Genomic DNA, 17,191 nt, shown 5'->3' with positions numbered 1-17,191 from the left:
CGGTAACTGTCAACGTAGTTGTCGCGTATAAGTTATCAGCTCTTTAAAAACTCGCCGCCTTTTCCGGGTTCAGTGTGACTGACTCCGGCAAGCTGAAGTCACGGATATCACCTGACCAGCGTTGGGGGTTCTTGGCCTTCTCGACTTCGAGAACCCGTTTGCGTTGCGCCAGGATATACTCGGCCTCGCCGTTATGACGCTGCTCAGGTGTCACGTATTTCAGAGCACTGTGCCGATGCTCGGTGTTGTACCAGCGCACGAACTTCAACACCCAATGCCGTGCCTCTTCGAGCGTCTTGAAGCCATTCACCGGGAACGCCGGTCGGAACTTCAGGGTTTTGAACAGTGACTCCGAGTAGGCGTTGTCGTTGCTGACGCGAGGTCGGCTGTTCGAGGGGGTAATGCCCAGGTCGTACAGCTTTTCCAGGAACGTCGCGGCCTTCATGGGGCTGCCGTTATCAGAGTGCAGCACCAGCGGCTTGGATCGGGCGGCCAGATGTTCCCGCCAGTAGGCCTTTTCGACGAACTCGCTGGCCAGTTCTCCGGTTTCACGCGCGTAGACTTCGTGGCCCACGATCTTACGGCTGTAGACATCCATCATCAGGTACAGGTAAAACCAGGTGCCACGGGCAGGTCCAGGCAACCAGGAGATGTCCCAGCACCAGAGCTGATTAGGCTCGCTGGCTTCATGTGTGGTTGCCTGGCGTTTGCGCTCAGGCGGTTTCTGCCGGCCTCTGGCATGCAGCTGATCGTATTCGTGCAACACCCGGTAGAACGTAGATTCCGACGCCAGATAACGCCCTTGATCCAGCTGATCCGCCACAATAAACGCCGGCGGGGCACTGCGATATCGCGGTTGATTACAGAGCGATACCACGGCTTCACGCTCCTGCTCTGACAGCTTGTTATGCGGTGCAGGTCTGGGCGCGATCGGTCGTTGATCCGCATGGACCAACTGATTCGCCGTCCAGCGCTGGTAGGTGCGCACACTCAGGTTTAGCAAGGCACAGGCCTTGACCAGCGGAGCACCGTTGCTCTGAGCCTCCTGGATCAGACTAACGGCATGCTGGCGATCCGGGAGGCTGGTCATTCGTCCTCGTCTTTGGGGCCCCAGATCGCCTCTGCTTTTTTTGACAGTATTAGCAGCGCGGCCGTCTCCGCGAGCGCCTTCTCCTTGCGGCGTAGATCAGCTTCTAGCTGCTTGATCCGTTTGCGCTCGGCCTTGGTCGCTTGGCGATGCTGTTTGGCTTGCTCATCTGCTTGCGCATTGGCGCCCATACAGGCCGCCTTCCAGGCTTCGATCTGCTCCGGGTACACACCGCGCTGGCGGCAATATTCGCCGATCTCCGCTTCGCTCATCGGAGCGGTCTCCAGCACCATGCGGAATTTTTCTTCGCTGCTCCACTTGTCCGGGGCGGCTGAGTTGGATGGCAAAACGGCACCTCGTTCTCTGGCGGCTTTACGCCAATTGTACAGGGTCGCGGTACTGATGCCTTCCTGACGAGCCAGCTCGGCTACTGTCATGCTGTGAGGCGGCGCCATTTTTTGGAGGATGGCTTCCTTACGTTCCGGTGAATAGTGGGGCATGGTTGTCCTCTGAAATTTTCAGGCGACAACTACGCTGACACATAGGGCAGGGCTTCGCGTGCCGAAACACCGGCAATAGTGTGTCGGTCGAGTTTGAAGGCATCGGCGTAGGCCTTGTTGATGAACAGGAAGCGGCGTTCAGGGTCCAGATAGCCAATCAGAACCGGCACATTGTCAGTGTAGATGCGGATATTCTGTTCGCTTTCGCGCAGGGCTTCCTCGATCCGCTTGTGATCGGTGATGTCCATGTAGGTATTGACGTAGCCGCCATTGGGCATGGGGTTGCCACGTACTTCCAGCACGGTTCCGTTGGGACGGTGACGTTCGTAGGAGTGCGGTGCGCCTGAACTGATCGAATCCAGCCGCATGCGGACCTGATATTCCACATCGCCCAGTCCGTATTCGCCCTTGATGGCGTTGTAGCGGAAAACCTCCTCAATGGGGCGTCCCACGCAGATCAGGCCTTCAGGGTAGTTGAACATTTCAATATAGCGGCGGTTCCAGGCGACCAGTCGCATCTGTTGGTCAACCACGCTGATGCCCAGGCTGATATTCTCGATGGTGGACTGCAGTAATGAGCGGTTGAAACGCAGCGCCTGCGACGCTTCATCGACAATGGTGACGACATCGCCGATCTCCATTTCCTTGCCGCGCAGCGTCGAGTCCATCACGATGCGTGCGGATGAGGCGCCAATGGCACCCGCCAGCAGGCGTTCGGTGTACTGGATCAGGTCCGGGCTGGCCTTTTCGGCAGCCATGGGCGGGCCGTCACCCTGTTTTTGATCAAAGCTGCTGAAGGCCTGACGTGTCCGGTTCATGCCCAGAAAGCGTTCGCTCAGCATCTGCAGATCACCCACGGTGACCTGCCCGAAATGGCGAGAAGGGTCGGCGATGCCCTTGGCTGAGATGTTGACGAAGGCACTGGCCTGAATGCGGTCGACCAGACGCTGGGAGGCAAAGCGGGAGACCAGCACGAACAGCAGCGCGTTGACCCCCAGGCTCCAGATCACCCCGTGAGTCAGCGGATCGAGTCCGGTCAGTCCGAACAGGCTGGTCGGGCTGAACCAGCTGTCGTTGCCGGCCAACTGGGGCAGCCACTGGTAGGGAATCAGCCGAGCCGAATTCAGCGTCGGAAGTACCAGGGTATAGATCCAGAGCAGAAAGCCGGCCGACAGGCCTGCGAGCACTCCGTGTCGGGTGCCGCCCTTCCAGTAAATGCCGCCAACGATGGCGGGCAGGAACTGGATAGCGGCGACAAACGCCAGCAGGCCGAAGGAGGCGAGAGGGCCCTGATCGCCGAGAATGCGGTAGTAGAAGTAGCCCATCAGCAGCAAGCAGAAGATGGTAATGCGGCGTACCCGCAGCAACAGGGCCCCCATGTCTTTTGAACGTGACAGGTGCAGCCAGGAGATGCGGAACAGAAGCGGCATGACAATATCGTTGCAGACCATGGTTGCCAGCGTGATGCTGGCGACGATCACCATACTGGTGGCGGCAGAGAGTCCGCCGATAAAAGCCAGTGTTGCCAGCTTTTCCGAGCCGCCCTCCAATGGCAGCATCAGGACGAAGGTATCGGCATCCACCTGGCCGTCTGTAAAGGTGACCAGTCCGCCGGTGGCGATGGGCAGCACGAACAACGCCATCAGAATCAGATAAAGCGGGAACAGCCAGCGTGCGGTGAACAGGTTGCGGCGGCGGGTGTTTTCCACAATGCTGACGTGGAATTGACGCGGCAGGCAGATGGCAGCGGCACAGGCGAGTACTATTTCAGTGATAAAGCCGGTATTGAGAGTGGTATCGAAATTGGCGTTATAGCGTAGCTGAGCCTGAATCTGGAAGGCCAGATCATCCATGCCCTCGAACAGTCCGAATACCACAAACAGCCCGACCGCTACGAAGGCGGCCAGCTTGACCAGCGATTCAAAGGCTACTGCCAGTACCAGGCCCTCATGGTGCTCGGTGGCGTCGATATGGCGGGTGCCGAACAGGATGGCGAAAACGGCCATTAACAGGGCAACAAACAGCGCGGTATCGCTGCCCTTGCTCAGAGCCTCGGTGGCGCCGGGTGCCAAGGCGTTATAGCTGATCGCGACGGCCTTCAGCTGCAGCGCGATATACGGAATCGTGCCCAGCACAGCAATCAGCGTGACCAGCACTGCCAGGCTTTGGCTTTTGCCGTAGCGGGAGGAGATGAAATCCGAAATTGTGGTGATGTTCTGCTGCTTGCTGACCAGGAAAATCTTTTCAATCACCCGCATGGCGAGCAGGAACACGATGACAGGTCCCAGGTAGGTCGCCAGAAATTCCCAACCGGTGGAGGCAGCACGACCGACAGCGCCGTAAAAGGTCCAGCTGGAACAGTAGACCGCCAGCGACAGGGAGTAGACCACGGGGTTGCTGGCCCACTGCTTGCCGGCACTGCTTTTATCGCCAAAGTAGGCGATGGCAAACAGCAGGCCGAGGTAGGCAAGGGAAATCAGAATGATAGACCAGCCGGACAACATGGAGGGCATCTCTCGTTTCAGGTTTTACCGGTGATTCTAACCCGTGGTTGCGGCGCTGTAATGAAGGAATGGAGCGAGACGGGCTGGCGAGGATAAAACGAGGGCGTTTCGATACTTGACTATTGTCGTATATGGCGGGAAAGATGCCTGTGAGTTTTATCAACAACCCATTGTTTTATATGGGAAAGATTAAAATGTTCCAGTTTTGCAATAAACAGTTCTACTAAAGTCGGGGTTTTTATTGCGCCCCTGTTTTATGCAAGATCAGAGTGTATTTTCTCGGCTCCAATAACAAGAAATCGGAGAAACACCATGGCAGACGATAAATCCAAAGCTGCTCAATACTGGTCGACGAACCTGCGTTTGATTCTGGGAAGCCTGGTCGTGTGGACTTTCGTGTCCTACGGCTGCGGTATCCTGCTCCGCCCCATGCTTTCGGGCATTCCGGTCGGTGGTGCGGACTTGGGCTTTTGGTTCGCCCAGCAGGGTTCAATCCTGAGCTTTATCGGCATCATTTTCTTCTACGCCTGGAGAATGAACAAGCTCGATAAAGAGATGGGTCTTGAGGAGTAAGCCGGTATGAGTCAATTTGCAATCAACATTATCTTTGTCGGTGCGTCCTTTGTGCTCTACTTCGGTATTGCCATTTGGGCGCGTGCCGGCTCGACCAAAGAATTCTACGTTGCCGGCGGGGGGGTTCACCCGGTTGCCAACGGTATGGCCACTGCGGCTGACTGGATGTCGGCGGCATCCTTTATTTCCATGGCGGGGCTGCTGTCGGCCGGTTATATCAACTCCTCCTTCCTGATGGGGTGGACCGGCGGCTACGTGCTGTTGGCCATGCTGCTGGCACCTTATCTGCGCAAGTTCGGCAAGTTCACGGTGCCCGACTTTATCGGCGACCGTTTCTACAGCCGAGGTGCTCGCCTGGTGGCGGTTATCTGCCTGATTGTGGCGTCTGTGACCTACGTTATCGGTCAGATGACCGGAGCCGGTGTTGCCTTCTCGCGTTTCCTTGAAGTAAGCAGCACCGCCGGTATCTGGATTGCGGCGGCGGTAGTGTTTTTCTATGCGGTATTCGGTGGCATGAAAGGGATCACCTATACCCAGGTAGCCCAATACGTAGTACTGATCATTGCCTACACTATTCCGGCGGTATTCATTTCTCTGCAGCTTACCGGTAATCCGATTCCGATGTTCGGCATGTTCGGAGACTACACCGTAGAAGGCGCTGCCAACGCGGTACCGTTGCTGGAAAAACTGGATATGGTGGTACGTGATCTGGGCTTCCGTGACTACACCGCGGATGTGGATAACAAGTTGAACATGGTGCTGTTCACCCTGTCACTGATGATCGGTACGGCGGGTTTGCCGCACGTTATCATCCGCTTCTTCACCGTGCCGAAAGTGGCTGACGCACGCTGGTCTGCCGGCTGGGCACTGGTCTTCATTGCATTGCTGTACCTGACGGCTCCGGCGGTTGGTTCCATGGCGCGCCTGAACCTGATTTCGACTGTTTATCCACAGGGTACGGAACAGCCTGCACTGGCATACTCCGAGCGCCCCGAGTGGGTTAAAACCTGGGAGGAAACCGGACTGGTTCAGTTCGAAGACAAAAACGGCGATGGCCGTATCCAGATGTATAACGATAAAAACGAGACCTTCGCGGCCACGGCTGCAGAGCGCGGCTGGAACGGCAGCGAGCTTAAGGTCAACAACGACATTCTGGTACTGGCAAACCCGGAGATCGCACGTTTGCCCAGCTGGGTTATCGGCCTGATCGCGGCGGGTGGTATCGCGGCTGCACTGTCGACTGCTGCGGGTCTGTTGCTGGCGATTTCATCGGCGGTATCACATGATTTGATCAAAAACATGATCAACCCGAATATCAGCGAGAAAGGTGAGCTGACCGTGGCGCGTATCTCCATGGCGGTTGCGATTCTGGTGGCGACCTGGCTCGGGCTTAACCCACCGGGCTTTGCGGCCCAGACAGTAGCGCTGGCATTCGGTATTGCAGGGGCTTCCATCTTCCCTGCGCTGATGATGGGGATTTTCTCCAAGCGGGTTAACAACCGTGGTGCGGTTGCGGGCATGCTGGCAGGTCTGGTCTCTACACTGGTGTATATTTTCACCTTCCTGGGCTGGTTCTTCATTCCGGAAACCAATACTCTCGCCAATACACCGGACAACTGGATCATGGGGATTTCCCCGCTGTCCTTCGGTGCGATCGGTGCGATGATCAACTTTGTGGTGGCTTTCGCCGTGTCTTACATGACCGCAGAGCCGCCGGTTGAAATCCAGGAACTGGTTGAAAGCGTGCGTTACCCGAAAGGGGCTGGCGCCGCTGTTGACCACTAAGCGGAATGCCTCGGCAGGCATGTGATGTCTGACAAGGCGTGATCCTAATCGGGCTTCCAGACGGAAGCCCGACGTTTTTCAGGACAGAGACACTATGATCTGGAATCTGGTAGCAACGGTATTTGCCGGTTTGGGCGCGGCGGGAATCGCCTTGATTCTGCGACTGCTCAGCCGAAAAAAACTTCCCAAATGGATTATTCCGGCCTGTGCCGGGATCGGTATGTTGTCATACCAGATCTACATTGAGTACACCTGGTTTGATTTCAAGCGCTCACAGCTTCCGGAAACGGCGGAAGTGGTTGCCAGTGAGAGCAGCAGCATGGTCTGGCGGCCCTGGACGTATCTGAAGCCAATGACGGTGAGTTTTTCGGTGGTGGATCGTAACAGTATTCACCAGCGTCTGATTGCCGGTGATTCGGTGGTGGAGTTTGTCCATTACCGTTTTGAAAAAAGTTATGTTGATCAGGTTGAACACCAGCTGCGCCTGTTGAACTGCAACAGCGGCGAAATGCTGGTCCTGAACGAGAGCGGCCAGCCTCTGGCCGGAAGCCTGCAGCTATTGGAACGGGGGGCCCCTTTGCGGCGCTATCTGTGTCGCTGATGCTCGTGTGAATAGGCTCCGACTAAAGTCGGGGCACCTTTAGTTTCCCGGGTTTGCTAGATTCAAGCTTACCCACAGGGCGGTGACCTCAAATAACAACAACAGGATGGTGTCATGTCTGAGCAAAGCGAAAGCGCCCGTTCATACTGGCGTGAAAATATACGGATCATTTCGACCTATATGGTCATCTGGTTCGCAGTCTCCTATGGCTGCGGCATTCTCTTCGTCGATGAGCTGGACCAGATTCAGTTTTTCGGCTTTCCCCTTGGCTTCTGGTTTGCACAACAGGGAGCGATCTATGTGTTCATCGGCCTGATTTGGGCCTATGTGTTCAGCATGAACAAGCTGGATGAAAAGTACGACGTGCACGAATAACAATAATAAGTTAAGGACGGCTTTATTATGAGTCTCGACTTGCTCACCTATATTTTTATTGGTGGCTCCTTTGCACTGTACATCGGCATCGCGATCTGGGCCCGTGCAGGATCAACCAAGGAATTTTACGTGGCTGGAGGCGGGGTTCCGCCAGTGGCCAACGGCATGGCAACGGCTGCAGACTGGATGTCGGCAGCTTCTTTCATATCCCTGGCGGGGATTGTGTCCTTTATCGGTCGTGACGGGGCCGCTTACCTGATGGGCTGGACCGGCGGCTATGTGTTGCTGGCACTGCTGCTGGCACCTTACCTGCGCAAATTCGGCAAATTTACGGTGCCCGATTTCGTGGGGGACCGCTATTATTCGAGCACGGCACGTACCATTGCCGTGATCTGTACCATCGTTATTTCGTTCACCTACGTAGCCGGGCAGATGCGCGGGGTAGGCATCGTGTTCTCGCGCTATTTGCACGTGGATATTGAGACCGGCGTGGTCGTCGGCATGATTATCGTGTTTTTCTATGCGGTTCTGGGGGGCATGAAGGGGATCACCTACACCCAGGTGGCACAATACTGTGTGTTGATTCTGGCTTTCATGGTGCCGGCCATTTTTCTGTCCATGCAGGTTACCGGCCATCTGCTGCCACAAAGTGGTCTGGGTGCGACGCTGGATAGCGGCAAGTCGGTGCTGACCACATTGAACGACCTGTCGATTGAGCTGGGCTTCTCTGAATATACGCAGGGCAACAAGACAACCATCGACATGTTCTTCATGACGGCGGCGTTGATGTGTGGTACTGCCGGCTTGCCGCACGTGATTGTGCGTTTCTTCACGGTACCGCGGGTGAAGGATGCGCGCATTTCTGCTGGTTGGGCACTGATCTTTATCGCCATTCTGTACACCACCGTACCGGCGGTAGCGGGTTTTGGGCGCGTGAATCTGATCGAAACACTGAACGGCAAGGACAATGCCGGCGTCGAGTATGCGCAGATGCCGAGCTGGTTCAAAAACTGGGAAGAGTCGGGGCTGATTGCCTGGGTCGACAAAAACGGCGACGGCAAGGTGCACTATTCGGCGGGTGACGCCTTTGAAGGCGGCAAGCCGCTCTATAATGAAGTGGACGAGCGTGGTGCTCATGGTGAACGACTGACGATCAATCCGTCGGACAACGCCAGTGAAGTTTACGTGGACCGGGACATCATGGTGCTGGCCAACCCGGAAGTGGCCAACCTGCCGGACTGGGTAATAGCGCTGGTTGCGGCCGGTGCGGTGGCTGCGGCGTTGTCAACGGCAGCAGGGTTGCTGTTGGTGATTTCGACATCGATATCACATGACTTGATGAAGAAAACCATTAACCCGAACATTTCCGACAAACAGGAACTGATGTATGCCCGTATGGCTGCGATTGTGGCCATCATCATCGCCGGGTATTTCGGCATCAACCCGCCTGGCTTCGTGGCACAGGTTGTGGCGCTGGCGTTCGGGCTCGCGGCCTCGTCCGTATTCCCGGTCATTATCATGGGTATTTTCAGCACTCGCATGAATACTCAGGGTGCCGTGGCGGGCATGCTGGTGGGTCTGATCAGCACCATCGGCTATATCGTCTATTTCAAGTTCATGGGCGGAACGGCGGATCAGTGGTGGTTCGGTATTTCTCCGGAAGGCTTTGGTACCGTCGGCATGGTGCTGAACTTTGTCGTCGCCATGGTGGTTGCCAGCATGACGCCTGAGCCGCCGCAGGAAATCAGACATATCGTTGAAGATATCCGAATTCCCCGTGGCGCTGAAGGTGCTCAAGTACATTAATCCGGTCCCGCAGTGAATGCGCATGGGGGCATGTCCGTATGGCGGGACATGCCCCCTGTTGGGTCAGGGAGCGGGGAAAGGAGGACAGCTGCATGCCGAATACCTTCAAGATGGATAACATTCCGTTCAGCCTGTTGAACGAGGGTGAAAAGCGCCTGTTGAGCACTCATCTGGATATTGCCTATTACCAGCAGGGAGAGACGGTCATTGCCGCCGGTGATGTACCCGAGGGTGTGTATATCATTCTCAAGGGGCGTGTCAGTGAAAGCGAGGCATCCAGCGAGAATGAAGCCGCGCAGCATATCTTTGTTCATTATGAAAACGAAGACTATTTTGGTGGCTGGTCGGCACTGAGAGGTACGGCGATCCATAACTTCGTGGCGGAAGAAGAGAGCATTTGTCACATACTGCCAACACGTACCCTGTTGGAACTGATGGCATCCAATGCTCAGTTTGCGGATTACTTTCAACAAAACCTGGCGGTCAAGCGCGAAATTGTTGCCCAGCATGGCGGCAATCAGGATATGGCCGAATTCATGCTGGCTAAAATCACGGATGCGGCGGTACGTGACCCTTTGGTGGTGGAGCAGGGAGTCAGCATCAGAGAAGCGACTGAGCTGATGCGGCACAAGAAGGCGGATTGTGTGCTGGCACGCAAGGGCGGGCGGTTGGGAATGGTCACAGGGACCGACCTGCTGGATGCGGTGGTGCTTGAGCAGCGTCCGCTGGAAACGGATGTGTCCGAGATTGCCAGCTACCGCCTGGTGACCATCGACCATGAAGATTATCTTTTCAACGCACTGGTCATGATGACCCAGCAGCAAATTGAGCGCGTGGTCGTGTTGTCCGGGCAGGAGATGGTCGGGGTTGTCGAGCTGACCGATGTACTCAGTTATTTCTCCAGTCACTCTCATGTGATCGGCTTGCGCATTGAGCGGGCTGCCAGTATTGATCAGCTGCGCGAGGCTGCATTGGGGCTGAATGAGCTGATCAAGGCCTTGATCTCCACCGGGGTCAAGATTCGCTTCACCATGGATCTGTTGGCCGCCATGAATGGTCGCATCATTGCCAAACTGTTTGATTTGACCGTGCCGGCCGATATGCAGCCGCATGTATGCCTGATCGTAATGGGGTCGGAAGGGCGAGCGGAACAGATTATGAAAACGGATCAGGATAACGCGCTGCTGTTCCGCGATAATCTGGCCTGGGCCGACAAGCAGGCAACCATGGAGCGCTTCAGTGCCACTTTGATTTCGTTCGGCTTTCCGCCCTGCCCGGGCAATATCATGGTTTCCAATCCCGAGTGGGTCAACTCGGTAGGAGACTGGACCCAAAAAATGAGTGACTGGGCTGACACCTGTGAGGGCAATGCCTTGATGAAGCTGGCGATAGCCGTGGATGCCAAGCCGGTGGCCGGGAACGAAGCCCTGTTCAAGGTGGCACGGAACTGGTTTCTGCGGCACTTGCGTAACAACGACGTGTTTTTCTCCCACTTTGCTCGTGCGGCGGTGGAGTTTGATACTCCGCTGACTTTTTTCGGTAACCTCAAGGATCGTGATCGCCTGGATATCAAGAAGGGAGGGATTTTCCCGATAGTGCACGGGGTTCGTACACTGGCGCTGGAACAGCGCATTATCAAGACCAATACGTTCCAGCGTATCGAGCAGTTAATAGAGCAGGGGGTGGTGCGCGAGCAGCATGGGCGAGACCTGTCCGAAGCCCTGGCACTGTTCATCCAGCTGCGTTTGCGTCAGCAAATCAAGCGTACGGAAGAAGCGGACGATGGTGTTGACCCGACCCCCAACCAGATAGACCTTCAGCAGCTGAACAAGCTGGAGCGTGATTTGCTGCGCGATGCCTTGCATGTGGTGAAGGGATTCAAGAAACACTTGGCACAGCGCTACCATTTGGGAGGCTAGGCAACATGATCATCCCGCGCTCCATTCGGCGGTTGACCGAAAAGCGTCAACACCGGGAAGGCCCCTGGTCCGAGTTGTTCGAGACCTATAAGGGCGACGAAGTTGTTTCGCTGGATTGTGAGACGACCAGTCTGGATGTGAAACAGGCCGAGATTCTGTCGATTGGTGCCGTGCGCATCAAGGGGCGCAAGGTTATCACCAGCGAGCGTCTGGATCTCAAACTGAAGCCGCCGAAAAGTCTGAGTGGCGATTCGATCAAGATCCACAAGATTCGCGCCAGTGATTTGGCGGATGGCATTGAGCTGGATGACGCTCTGGAGCAGTTGCTGGCCTTTATCGGCAACCGTCCGATTCTGGGGTATTACGTCAACTTCGATATTCGTGTACTGGACAAGTTTATCCGCCCTCGTTACGGTTTCGGTTTGCCCAACAAGGCGATAGAGCTGTCTCATGTGTACCATGACATCATCAAGTGGAAGCATGTGGGAGGGGATGTCGATCTGCGCTTTGACACCATCTCCAGCAAGCTGGATATTCCCATGCTGGAACGGCACACTGCACTGGGGGATGCGATTACGGTTGCGTTGATGTATGTGCGTCTGAAATATGGCGTTATCCCCAACACCAGTTATTGAGTGTTTCAACTCGGGCAGGATATAGAAAGCGGGCACTTGGCCCGCTTTTTGCTGCTTTTCTTTCGAAAGGCCTGAATGACGTGGATAAACGTCATATTGCGTCAGTATATTGTCGACTTCATGGCCGCCTTGCTTGATGCACAAGTAACAGTCTCTATAATGTCAAAATATTGCCACAGGGAGTCAGAACATGGTTGAGCGTGCGGATATCAACAGTCTGCTGTCACAGATGCGTTCGATCAGAGCCGAGATGCAGCAGGGCGTGGCCCCGATGGCCCGGCCGGAGCTTGAGACGCCGGCGATCAGTCGTGTCGACAGCAGTGGTTTTGCTGAATTATTGAAAGGGGCCGTGGACAAGGTCAACGAACATCAGCAGGAAGCTTCGCGGCTGCGCAATGCCTATGAAGCGGGAGATCCCTCTGTCGATCTGCCTCAGGTCATGATTCAGGCACAGAAGGCATCGGTCTCTTTTCAGGCGATGACTCAGGTACGGAACCGTCTGGTGACGGCGTATGAAGATGTTATGAAAATGCCGATCTAAGGCAGCCAACGGTTAGGATTGAATGGAAAATTCGGCAACACAGGCGGGCAACAAGGGCAGTTTAATGTCCGGCTTCAACAGTTTGGGCATTTTGCGACAACTGGGTTTGATGGTCGGGCTGGCGGCCAGCATTGCCATCGGTTTCGCGGTAGTGCTCTGGTCGCAAAAGCCGGATTATCGCGTTCTGTTCTCCAACCTCAATTTTGCCGACGCCAACGAGGTGATCGAGCAGCTGAAGCTGTTCAGTGTTCCGTACAAGTTTGATGCTGATGGACGTGCCATCCTGGTGCCTGAAGAGCATGTGCATCAGGCGCGCCTTAAGCTGGCTTCCGAAGGTTTTACTGCCGACAAAACCGTCGGTTTTGAGTTGTTGGACCAGGATCAGGGGCTGGGGACCAGCCAGTTCATGGAAAATGCGCGTTACCGGCGTGGTCTGGAAGGTGAGTTGGCCCGGACGATCAGCAGCATGCTGTCGGTGCGGGCGGCACGAGTGCATCTGGCCTTGCCAAAAGAGTCGGTGTTTGTGCGAGATCAGCGCAAGCCCCGTGCTTCCGTTTTTATCGAGATGTTTTCCGGTCGTACGTTGGCGCGGGACCAGGTGGTGGCCATAGCCAGTCTGGTGGCTTCCAGCATACCCGAGCTGGCGGTCGAGGATGTCACGGTGGTGGACCAGAAGGGCCGTCTGCTCAATACCCGTGATCAGGACGAAGACGTGGTTCTGGCGGCCAAGCAGCTGGAGTACACGCGCAAAATCGAACAAACTCTGGTCAATCGAATCAACAGCATACTGCAGCCGGTGCTGGGACTGGGCAATTTCAGAGCCGAGGTGTCAACCGAGATCGATTTCACTGAAGTCGAGCAGGCCGATGAAATCTACAACCCCGATCTGCCGGCGCTGCGCAGTGAACGCACCCTGGATGAGCGCCGGGCATCCGGTGATCCGGCTCAGGGGGTGCCCGGAGCCCTGTCCAATCAGCCGCCGGGGCCGAATGCCGTTCCGGAAGAAATGGTGGGCGGAGCGGAAGGCGCGGTTGCCTTACAGGCCGCGAAGGGATCCAGCCGTGAACAGGCAGTACGCAATTACGAGCTGGATCGTACGTTGAGTTATACCCGCCACCAGACTGGTGTCGTCAAGCGCATCAGTGTTGCCGTGGTGGTGGATGATCTGCTGGGAATTGACGCTGAAACCGGTGAAAGCCAGCGCCAGCCCTGGTCCGAAAATGAATTGCAGCGCTTGCAGGCGCTGGTGCGCAATGCGGTCGGCTATTCAGCGGTCCGTGGTGACAGCGTGACGGTTATCAACTCGCCGTTCGTGCCGGCAGAACCGATTAATATGGAAGAACCTGCCATTTGGGAGCAGGACTGGTTCTGGGACTTGGCCAAGCAAGTGTTGGCCGGTTTGTTTGTCCTGCTGCTGATTCTGGGCGTGCTGCGACCGATCCTGAGAAGCCTGGCGGATGCCGGCAAGCAGAAGGAGCCGCTGAGCCTGGGGCCGGCCGGTGAAATTTCGGCTGATTTGGAAGGCCTGGAAGGGGGCGGTGTGGCGGACGACAAGGTCACGCTGGGCGGTAGCAGTGGTGGCCGAGGTGTACTGCCGACCCCGAATGAAAGTTTTGATTATCAATTGAATGCCATTCGCAGCATGGTGGCGGAGGATCCGGAAAAAGTGGCACAAGCGGTACGTCAGTGGGTGATCGATCATGACCGATGAAACCGAACTCACGGATATCCAGAAGGCGGCCATTTTGCTGATCAGTTTGGGCGAATCGGATGCGGCCGAAATCCTCAAGCACCTGGGGCCCAAGGAAGTGCAACGCATCGGTGAAGCGATGACGCAGCTGGATAATGTCCCCCAGTCGCGGGTGGAAGCGGTGGTGTCGGACTTCATGAATGTCGTCAGTGATCAAACGGGGATAGGGATCAACAACGATCGCTACATCCGAGCGATGCTGAATCAGGCTCTGGGCGAGGAAAAGGCAAAGACGCTGATCGACCGCATTCTGTTCAGTACCAACACTTCCGGGCTGGATACCATGCGCTGGATGGATCCGCGACAGGTGGCCGAAGCGCTGCGCTATGAGCATCCGCAGATTCAGGCCGTGGTGATTGCGTACCTGGATGCCGATCAGGCGGCAGCGGTGTTGTCCTTCTTTGACGAAAAGGCCCGGCTGGAGGTCCTGATGCGTATCGCTGCGCTGGATCGGATTCAGCCGCAGGCGCTGCAGGAACTGAACGATATGCTCGAAAGTCAGTTCACCGGCAGCAAGGCCAGCCAGTCCCGTACCCTGGGCGGGATTCGTTCAGCCGCCAATATCATGAACTTCATGGAATCTTCGCTGGAAGCGGAGTTGATGGAGGGTATTCGTGACAACGATGAAAGCCTGGCCGGTGAAATTGCTGATCTGATGTTCGTGTTCGAGAACCTGGCGGATGTCGATGATCGAGGCATTCAGGTCATTCTGCGTGAGATCTCCACGGACAGTCTGGTGTTGGCGCTCAAGGGAGCGGATACCTCTTTGCAGGAAAAAATCTTCAAGAACATGTCCAAGCGTGCCGCCGAGTTGCTGCGTGATGATCTGGATGCGAAGGGGCCGGTACGCGTATCCGAAGTGGAAGAGGCACAAAAGGAGATTCTGACAGTCGCACGTCGCCTGGCCGATGAGGGCGAGATCTTGCTGGGCGGCTCCGGTGAGGAAATGATCTGATGAAGGGGGACCCTCCGGCTCGTATACGAGCCGCTGACGCAGGCCCTGTGGAGCGCTGGTTGCCTCCGGATGTGGGGGGGACGGCACCGGTGGTTCAGGCTCTGGCCCGCAAACCGTCACTGCCGCTGGATGAGCTGGACATTGCCGTTGTCGAAGAAGAGGTTTTTGCCGAAAAGCTGACACTCTCGCAATGGGAGGAGTTGTGTGAAACGGCACGGCAGGAGGGCTATGCCGAAGGCTTGAAGCAGGGGCAGGAAGAAGGGCAGCGGCAAGGGCACGAGCAAGGGCTGCAGCAGGGCCTGGAGGCGGGTCAGGCCGAGATCGATGCGCGTACCCGACGGCTGGAAGAGTTGCTGACGCAATTGCAGCAGCCGCTGGAGCTGCAGCGTGAATCGCTTGAATCGACCCTGATCCAGCTGGTGATCGCACTGGCGGAAGCGGCCGTTAAGGCCGAGCTTAGCCTGAATATAGAACATCTGCATGCCAGCGTGCATGAAGCGCTGGCACAGTTGCCGGATGGGTGTGGCGAAATTGTTCTCAGCGTGCACCCGGATCAGCAGCAGGCGCTGGCACCGCTGGTGGATGATCTCAACCTGTCTTTGGTCGCTGATGAGACCCTGTCGATGGGCAGCTGCCGGGTTGACAGTGGCAGCTGTAGTGTCGACTATCAGACGGAGCAGCGTTTTCGCCAGGTAGCGGAGCAGTTGCTGGCTCGTTTAATTCAGACCCCGGACGCCTCGGCATCCTGAACCCGCTTCGTTGGACCCTGCCTGTGCCCGATCTCGACCAGCGTCTCAAACGCTATCTGCAATGTGAATATGAGCTTCCGCGCCCGGACGTGGAGGGACGTGTTACGCGTCTGATCGGCCTGACGCTCGAAGCGGTTGGGCTCAAGGTTGCGTTGGGAGATTACTGTCTGGTGTCGCTGCAGGGGCACAACAGCGTTGAAGCCGAAGTAGTGGGTTTTGCCGGTGATCGTATTTACCTGATGCCGCTGGACAGTGTTGATGGTCTGGCGCCTGGCGCCGCCGTACGCCCTAGAGTTGGTGCCAGTCTGGTACCGGTAGGGTTCGGGTTGTTAGGGCGCGTGATTGACGGCATTGGGCGGCCCCTGGATGGCAAGGGCGCTTTGCGACCGGATGATATGGTGACGCTGCAGGGAGAAAGCATCAATCCGCTGCATCGTCACCCCATCGAGCAGACACTGGATGTCGGGGTCCGGGCGATCAACGGCTTGCTCAGTGTCGGGCGCGGTCAGCGACTGGGACTGTTTGCCGGCAGTGGTGTGGGCAAGTCGGTGCTGCTGGGCATGATGACTCGGTTTACCGAAGCGGAAATCACGGTTGTCGGGCTGATCGGCGAGCGTGGGCGAGAAGTGCGTGAGTTCATCGACCACAGCCTGGGGGCGGAGGGTATGGCCCGGTCGGTCGTCGTCGCGGCCCCTGCCGATGATTCGCCGCTGATGCGCCTGCGCGCGGCGCAACTGACGACCCGTATCGCGGAATACTTCCGTGCTCAGGGCAAGAATGTGTTGCTGTTGATGGATTCTCTGACACGTTATGCACAGGCGCAACGTGAAATCGCGCTGGCGGTAGGAGAGCCCCCGGCAACCAAGGGGTACCCGCCTTCGGTTTTCGCGAAACTTCCGAAACTGGTCGAGCGGGCCGGTAACGGCGCGACGGGAGGCGGTTCCATCACCGCTTTCTATACCGTGCTGACCGAAGGGGATGATCAGCAGGACCCGGTGGCGGATTCGGCTCGAGCGATTCTGGATGGGCATATTGTGCTGTCACGGGGGTTGGCCGAGCAGGGGCATTATCCGGCGATCGATATTGAAGCGTCGATCAGTCGTGCAATGCCGCAGGTGGTGGATGCCAATCAGCTGAATCTGGCGCTGCAGTTCAAACGCCTGTACTCGCGCTATCAGCAGAATGCGGACTTGATTGCCGTTGGTGCCTATTCTCGCGGCAGCGACCCGGAAACCGATCGTGCGATGGATATGCTGCCGGCGATTCGGGCGTACCTGCAGCAGGGCATGAACGAGCCCATGCCGATGCAGCGGTGCATACAGGAGTTGGCGATGGTCATGTCGCCACCGCCTCAGGCGCCGATCGGTGCGCCACAGGGGCCAGCATTGCGGCGTACACCGTAAACGGGGGA

At 56.7% G+C, this 17,191-nt stretch carries 14 protein-coding genes; 12 read left to right on the top strand and 2 right to left on the bottom strand.

Features of this window, described 5'->3' with window-relative positions:
- Positions 1 to 43: 43 nt before the first annotated feature.
- Both H1S06_RS01645 and H1S06_RS01640 read right to left on the bottom strand, forming a co-directional pair.
- Positions 44 to 1,587 (bottom strand): IS3 family transposase gene (locus tag H1S06_RS01645; protein ID WP_407658761.1). Its coding sequence is split into 2 segments (ribosomal slippage): positions 44 to 1,119 and positions 1,119 to 1,587, totalling 1,545 coding nucleotides; the frame shifts between segments, so codons are not numbered across the junction.
- Positions 1,588 to 1,616: 29 nt separating this feature from the next.
- Positions 1,617 to 4,100, bottom strand: coding sequence for a PAS-domain containing protein (locus H1S06_RS01640; RefSeq protein WP_255482857.1), 2,484 nt, complete (start codon positions 4,098 to 4,100; stop codon positions 1,617 to 1,619).
- 303 nt (positions 4,101 to 4,403) lie between these two features.
- Between H1S06_RS01640 and H1S06_RS01635 the strand changes: the two genes are divergently transcribed.
- From H1S06_RS01635 to fliI, 12 genes are all read left to right on the top strand, one after another.
- The gene (locus tag H1S06_RS01635; RefSeq protein ID WP_181736541.1) at positions 4,404 to 4,664 is read left to right on the top strand and encodes a DUF4212 domain-containing protein; all 261 of its coding nucleotides are present in this window, start codon (positions 4,404 to 4,406) and stop codon (positions 4,662 to 4,664) included.
- A 6-nt stretch (positions 4,665 to 4,670) separates the two neighbouring features.
- Positions 4,671 to 6,449, top strand: a complete 1,779-nt coding sequence (locus H1S06_RS01630; protein ID WP_181736539.1) for a sodium:solute symporter family protein — start codon at positions 4,671 to 4,673, stop codon at positions 6,447 to 6,449.
- A 94-nt stretch (positions 6,450 to 6,543) separates the two neighbouring features.
- Complete coding sequence (locus H1S06_RS01625) at positions 6,544 to 7,050, top strand: hypothetical protein (protein ID WP_181736537.1); 507 nt, start codon at positions 6,544 to 6,546, stop codon at positions 7,048 to 7,050.
- A gap of 114 nt (positions 7,051 to 7,164) precedes the next feature.
- The gene (locus tag H1S06_RS01620) at positions 7,165 to 7,425 is read left to right on the top strand and encodes a DUF4212 domain-containing protein (RefSeq protein WP_181736535.1); all 261 of its coding nucleotides are present in this window, start codon (positions 7,165 to 7,167) and stop codon (positions 7,423 to 7,425) included.
- A gap of 27 nt (positions 7,426 to 7,452) precedes the next feature.
- Complete coding sequence (locus H1S06_RS01615) at positions 7,453 to 9,231, top strand: sodium:solute symporter family protein (RefSeq protein WP_181736533.1); 1,779 nt, start codon at positions 7,453 to 7,455, stop codon at positions 9,229 to 9,231.
- A 92-nt stretch (positions 9,232 to 9,323) separates the two neighbouring features.
- Complete coding sequence (locus tag H1S06_RS01610; protein WP_181736531.1) at positions 9,324 to 11,150, top strand: putative nucleotidyltransferase substrate binding domain-containing protein; 1,827 nt, start codon at positions 9,324 to 9,326, stop codon at positions 11,148 to 11,150.
- Between the two features lie 5 nt (positions 11,151 to 11,155).
- Positions 11,156 to 11,785 (top strand): 3'-5' exonuclease, encoded by a 630-nt coding sequence (locus tag H1S06_RS01605; RefSeq protein WP_181736529.1) that lies wholly within the window; start codon positions 11,156 to 11,158, stop codon positions 11,783 to 11,785.
- 190 nt (positions 11,786 to 11,975) lie between these two features.
- The gene (fliE, locus tag H1S06_RS01600; RefSeq protein ID WP_181736527.1) at positions 11,976 to 12,326 is read left to right on the top strand and encodes a flagellar hook-basal body complex protein FliE; all 351 of its coding nucleotides are present in this window, start codon (positions 11,976 to 11,978) and stop codon (positions 12,324 to 12,326) included.
- Positions 12,327 to 12,348: 22 nt separating this feature from the next.
- Positions 12,349 to 14,037 carry a flagellar basal-body MS-ring/collar protein FliF gene (gene fliF, locus H1S06_RS01595; protein WP_181736525.1) on the top strand — a complete coding sequence of 563 codons (1,689 nt, stop codon included), beginning with the start codon at positions 12,349 to 12,351 and terminating at the stop codon, positions 14,035 to 14,037.
- On the top strand, positions 14,027 to 15,031 hold the full coding sequence (gene fliG, locus H1S06_RS01590; RefSeq protein WP_181736523.1) for a flagellar motor switch protein FliG: 1,005 nt from the start codon (positions 14,027 to 14,029) through the stop codon (positions 15,029 to 15,031). Before fliF ends, fliG begins: the two co-directional genes overlap by 11 nt.
- Complete coding sequence (locus tag H1S06_RS01585; protein WP_181736521.1) at positions 15,031 to 15,780, top strand: flagellar assembly protein FliH; 750 nt, start codon at positions 15,031 to 15,033, stop codon at positions 15,778 to 15,780. The genes fliG and H1S06_RS01585 overlap by 1 nt, the downstream gene beginning before the upstream one ends.
- Before the next feature lie 23 nt (positions 15,781 to 15,803).
- A complete protein-coding gene (fliI, locus tag H1S06_RS01580; RefSeq protein ID WP_181736519.1) occupies positions 15,804 to 17,183 on the top strand; it encodes a flagellar protein export ATPase FliI in 1,380 nt (459 codons plus the stop codon).
- The last annotated feature ends 8 nt before the right edge of the window (positions 17,184 to 17,191 follow it).

Source organism: Marinobacterium marinum (assembly GCF_013868415.1).
Lineage (GTDB): Bacteria > Pseudomonadota > Gammaproteobacteria > Pseudomonadales > Balneatricaceae > Marinobacterium > Marinobacterium marinum.
This window is presented reverse-complemented; position numbering and strand designations above follow the sequence as displayed.

Excerpts from the sequence above, each read along its gene's own strand:
- H1S06_RS01635 (WP_181736541.1), top strand. The coding sequence starts at position 4,404 with ATGGCAGACGATAAATCCAAAGCTGCTCAATACTGGTCGACGAACCTG.
- fliG (WP_181736523.1), top strand. The coding sequence starts at position 14,027 with ATGACCGATGAAACCGAACTCACGGATATCCAGAAGGCGGCCATTTTG.
- fliE (WP_181736527.1), top strand. The coding sequence starts at position 11,976 with ATGGTTGAGCGTGCGGATATCAACAGTCTGCTGTCACAGATGCGTTCG.
- H1S06_RS01625 (WP_181736537.1), top strand. The coding sequence starts at position 6,544 with ATGATCTGGAATCTGGTAGCAACGGTATTTGCCGGTTTGGGCGCGGCG.
- H1S06_RS01605 (WP_181736529.1), top strand. The coding sequence starts at position 11,156 with ATGATCATCCCGCGCTCCATTCGGCGGTTGACCGAAAAGCGTCAACAC.
- H1S06_RS01610 (WP_181736531.1), top strand. The coding sequence starts at position 9,324 with ATGCCGAATACCTTCAAGATGGATAACATTCCGTTCAGCCTGTTGAAC.
- H1S06_RS01640 (WP_255482857.1), bottom strand. The coding sequence starts at position 4,100 with ATGCCCTCCATGTTGTCCGGCTGGTCTATCATTCTGATTTCCCTTGCC.
- H1S06_RS01630 (WP_181736539.1), top strand. The coding sequence starts at position 4,671 with ATGAGTCAATTTGCAATCAACATTATCTTTGTCGGTGCGTCCTTTGTG.
- fliF (WP_181736525.1), top strand. The coding sequence starts at position 12,349 with ATGGAAAATTCGGCAACACAGGCGGGCAACAAGGGCAGTTTAATGTCC.
- H1S06_RS01615 (WP_181736533.1), top strand. The coding sequence starts at position 7,453 with ATGAGTCTCGACTTGCTCACCTATATTTTTATTGGTGGCTCCTTTGCA.
- H1S06_RS01585 (WP_181736521.1), top strand. The coding sequence starts at position 15,031 with ATGAAGGGGGACCCTCCGGCTCGTATACGAGCCGCTGACGCAGGCCCT.
- H1S06_RS01620 (WP_181736535.1), top strand. The coding sequence starts at position 7,165 with ATGTCTGAGCAAAGCGAAAGCGCCCGTTCATACTGGCGTGAAAATATA.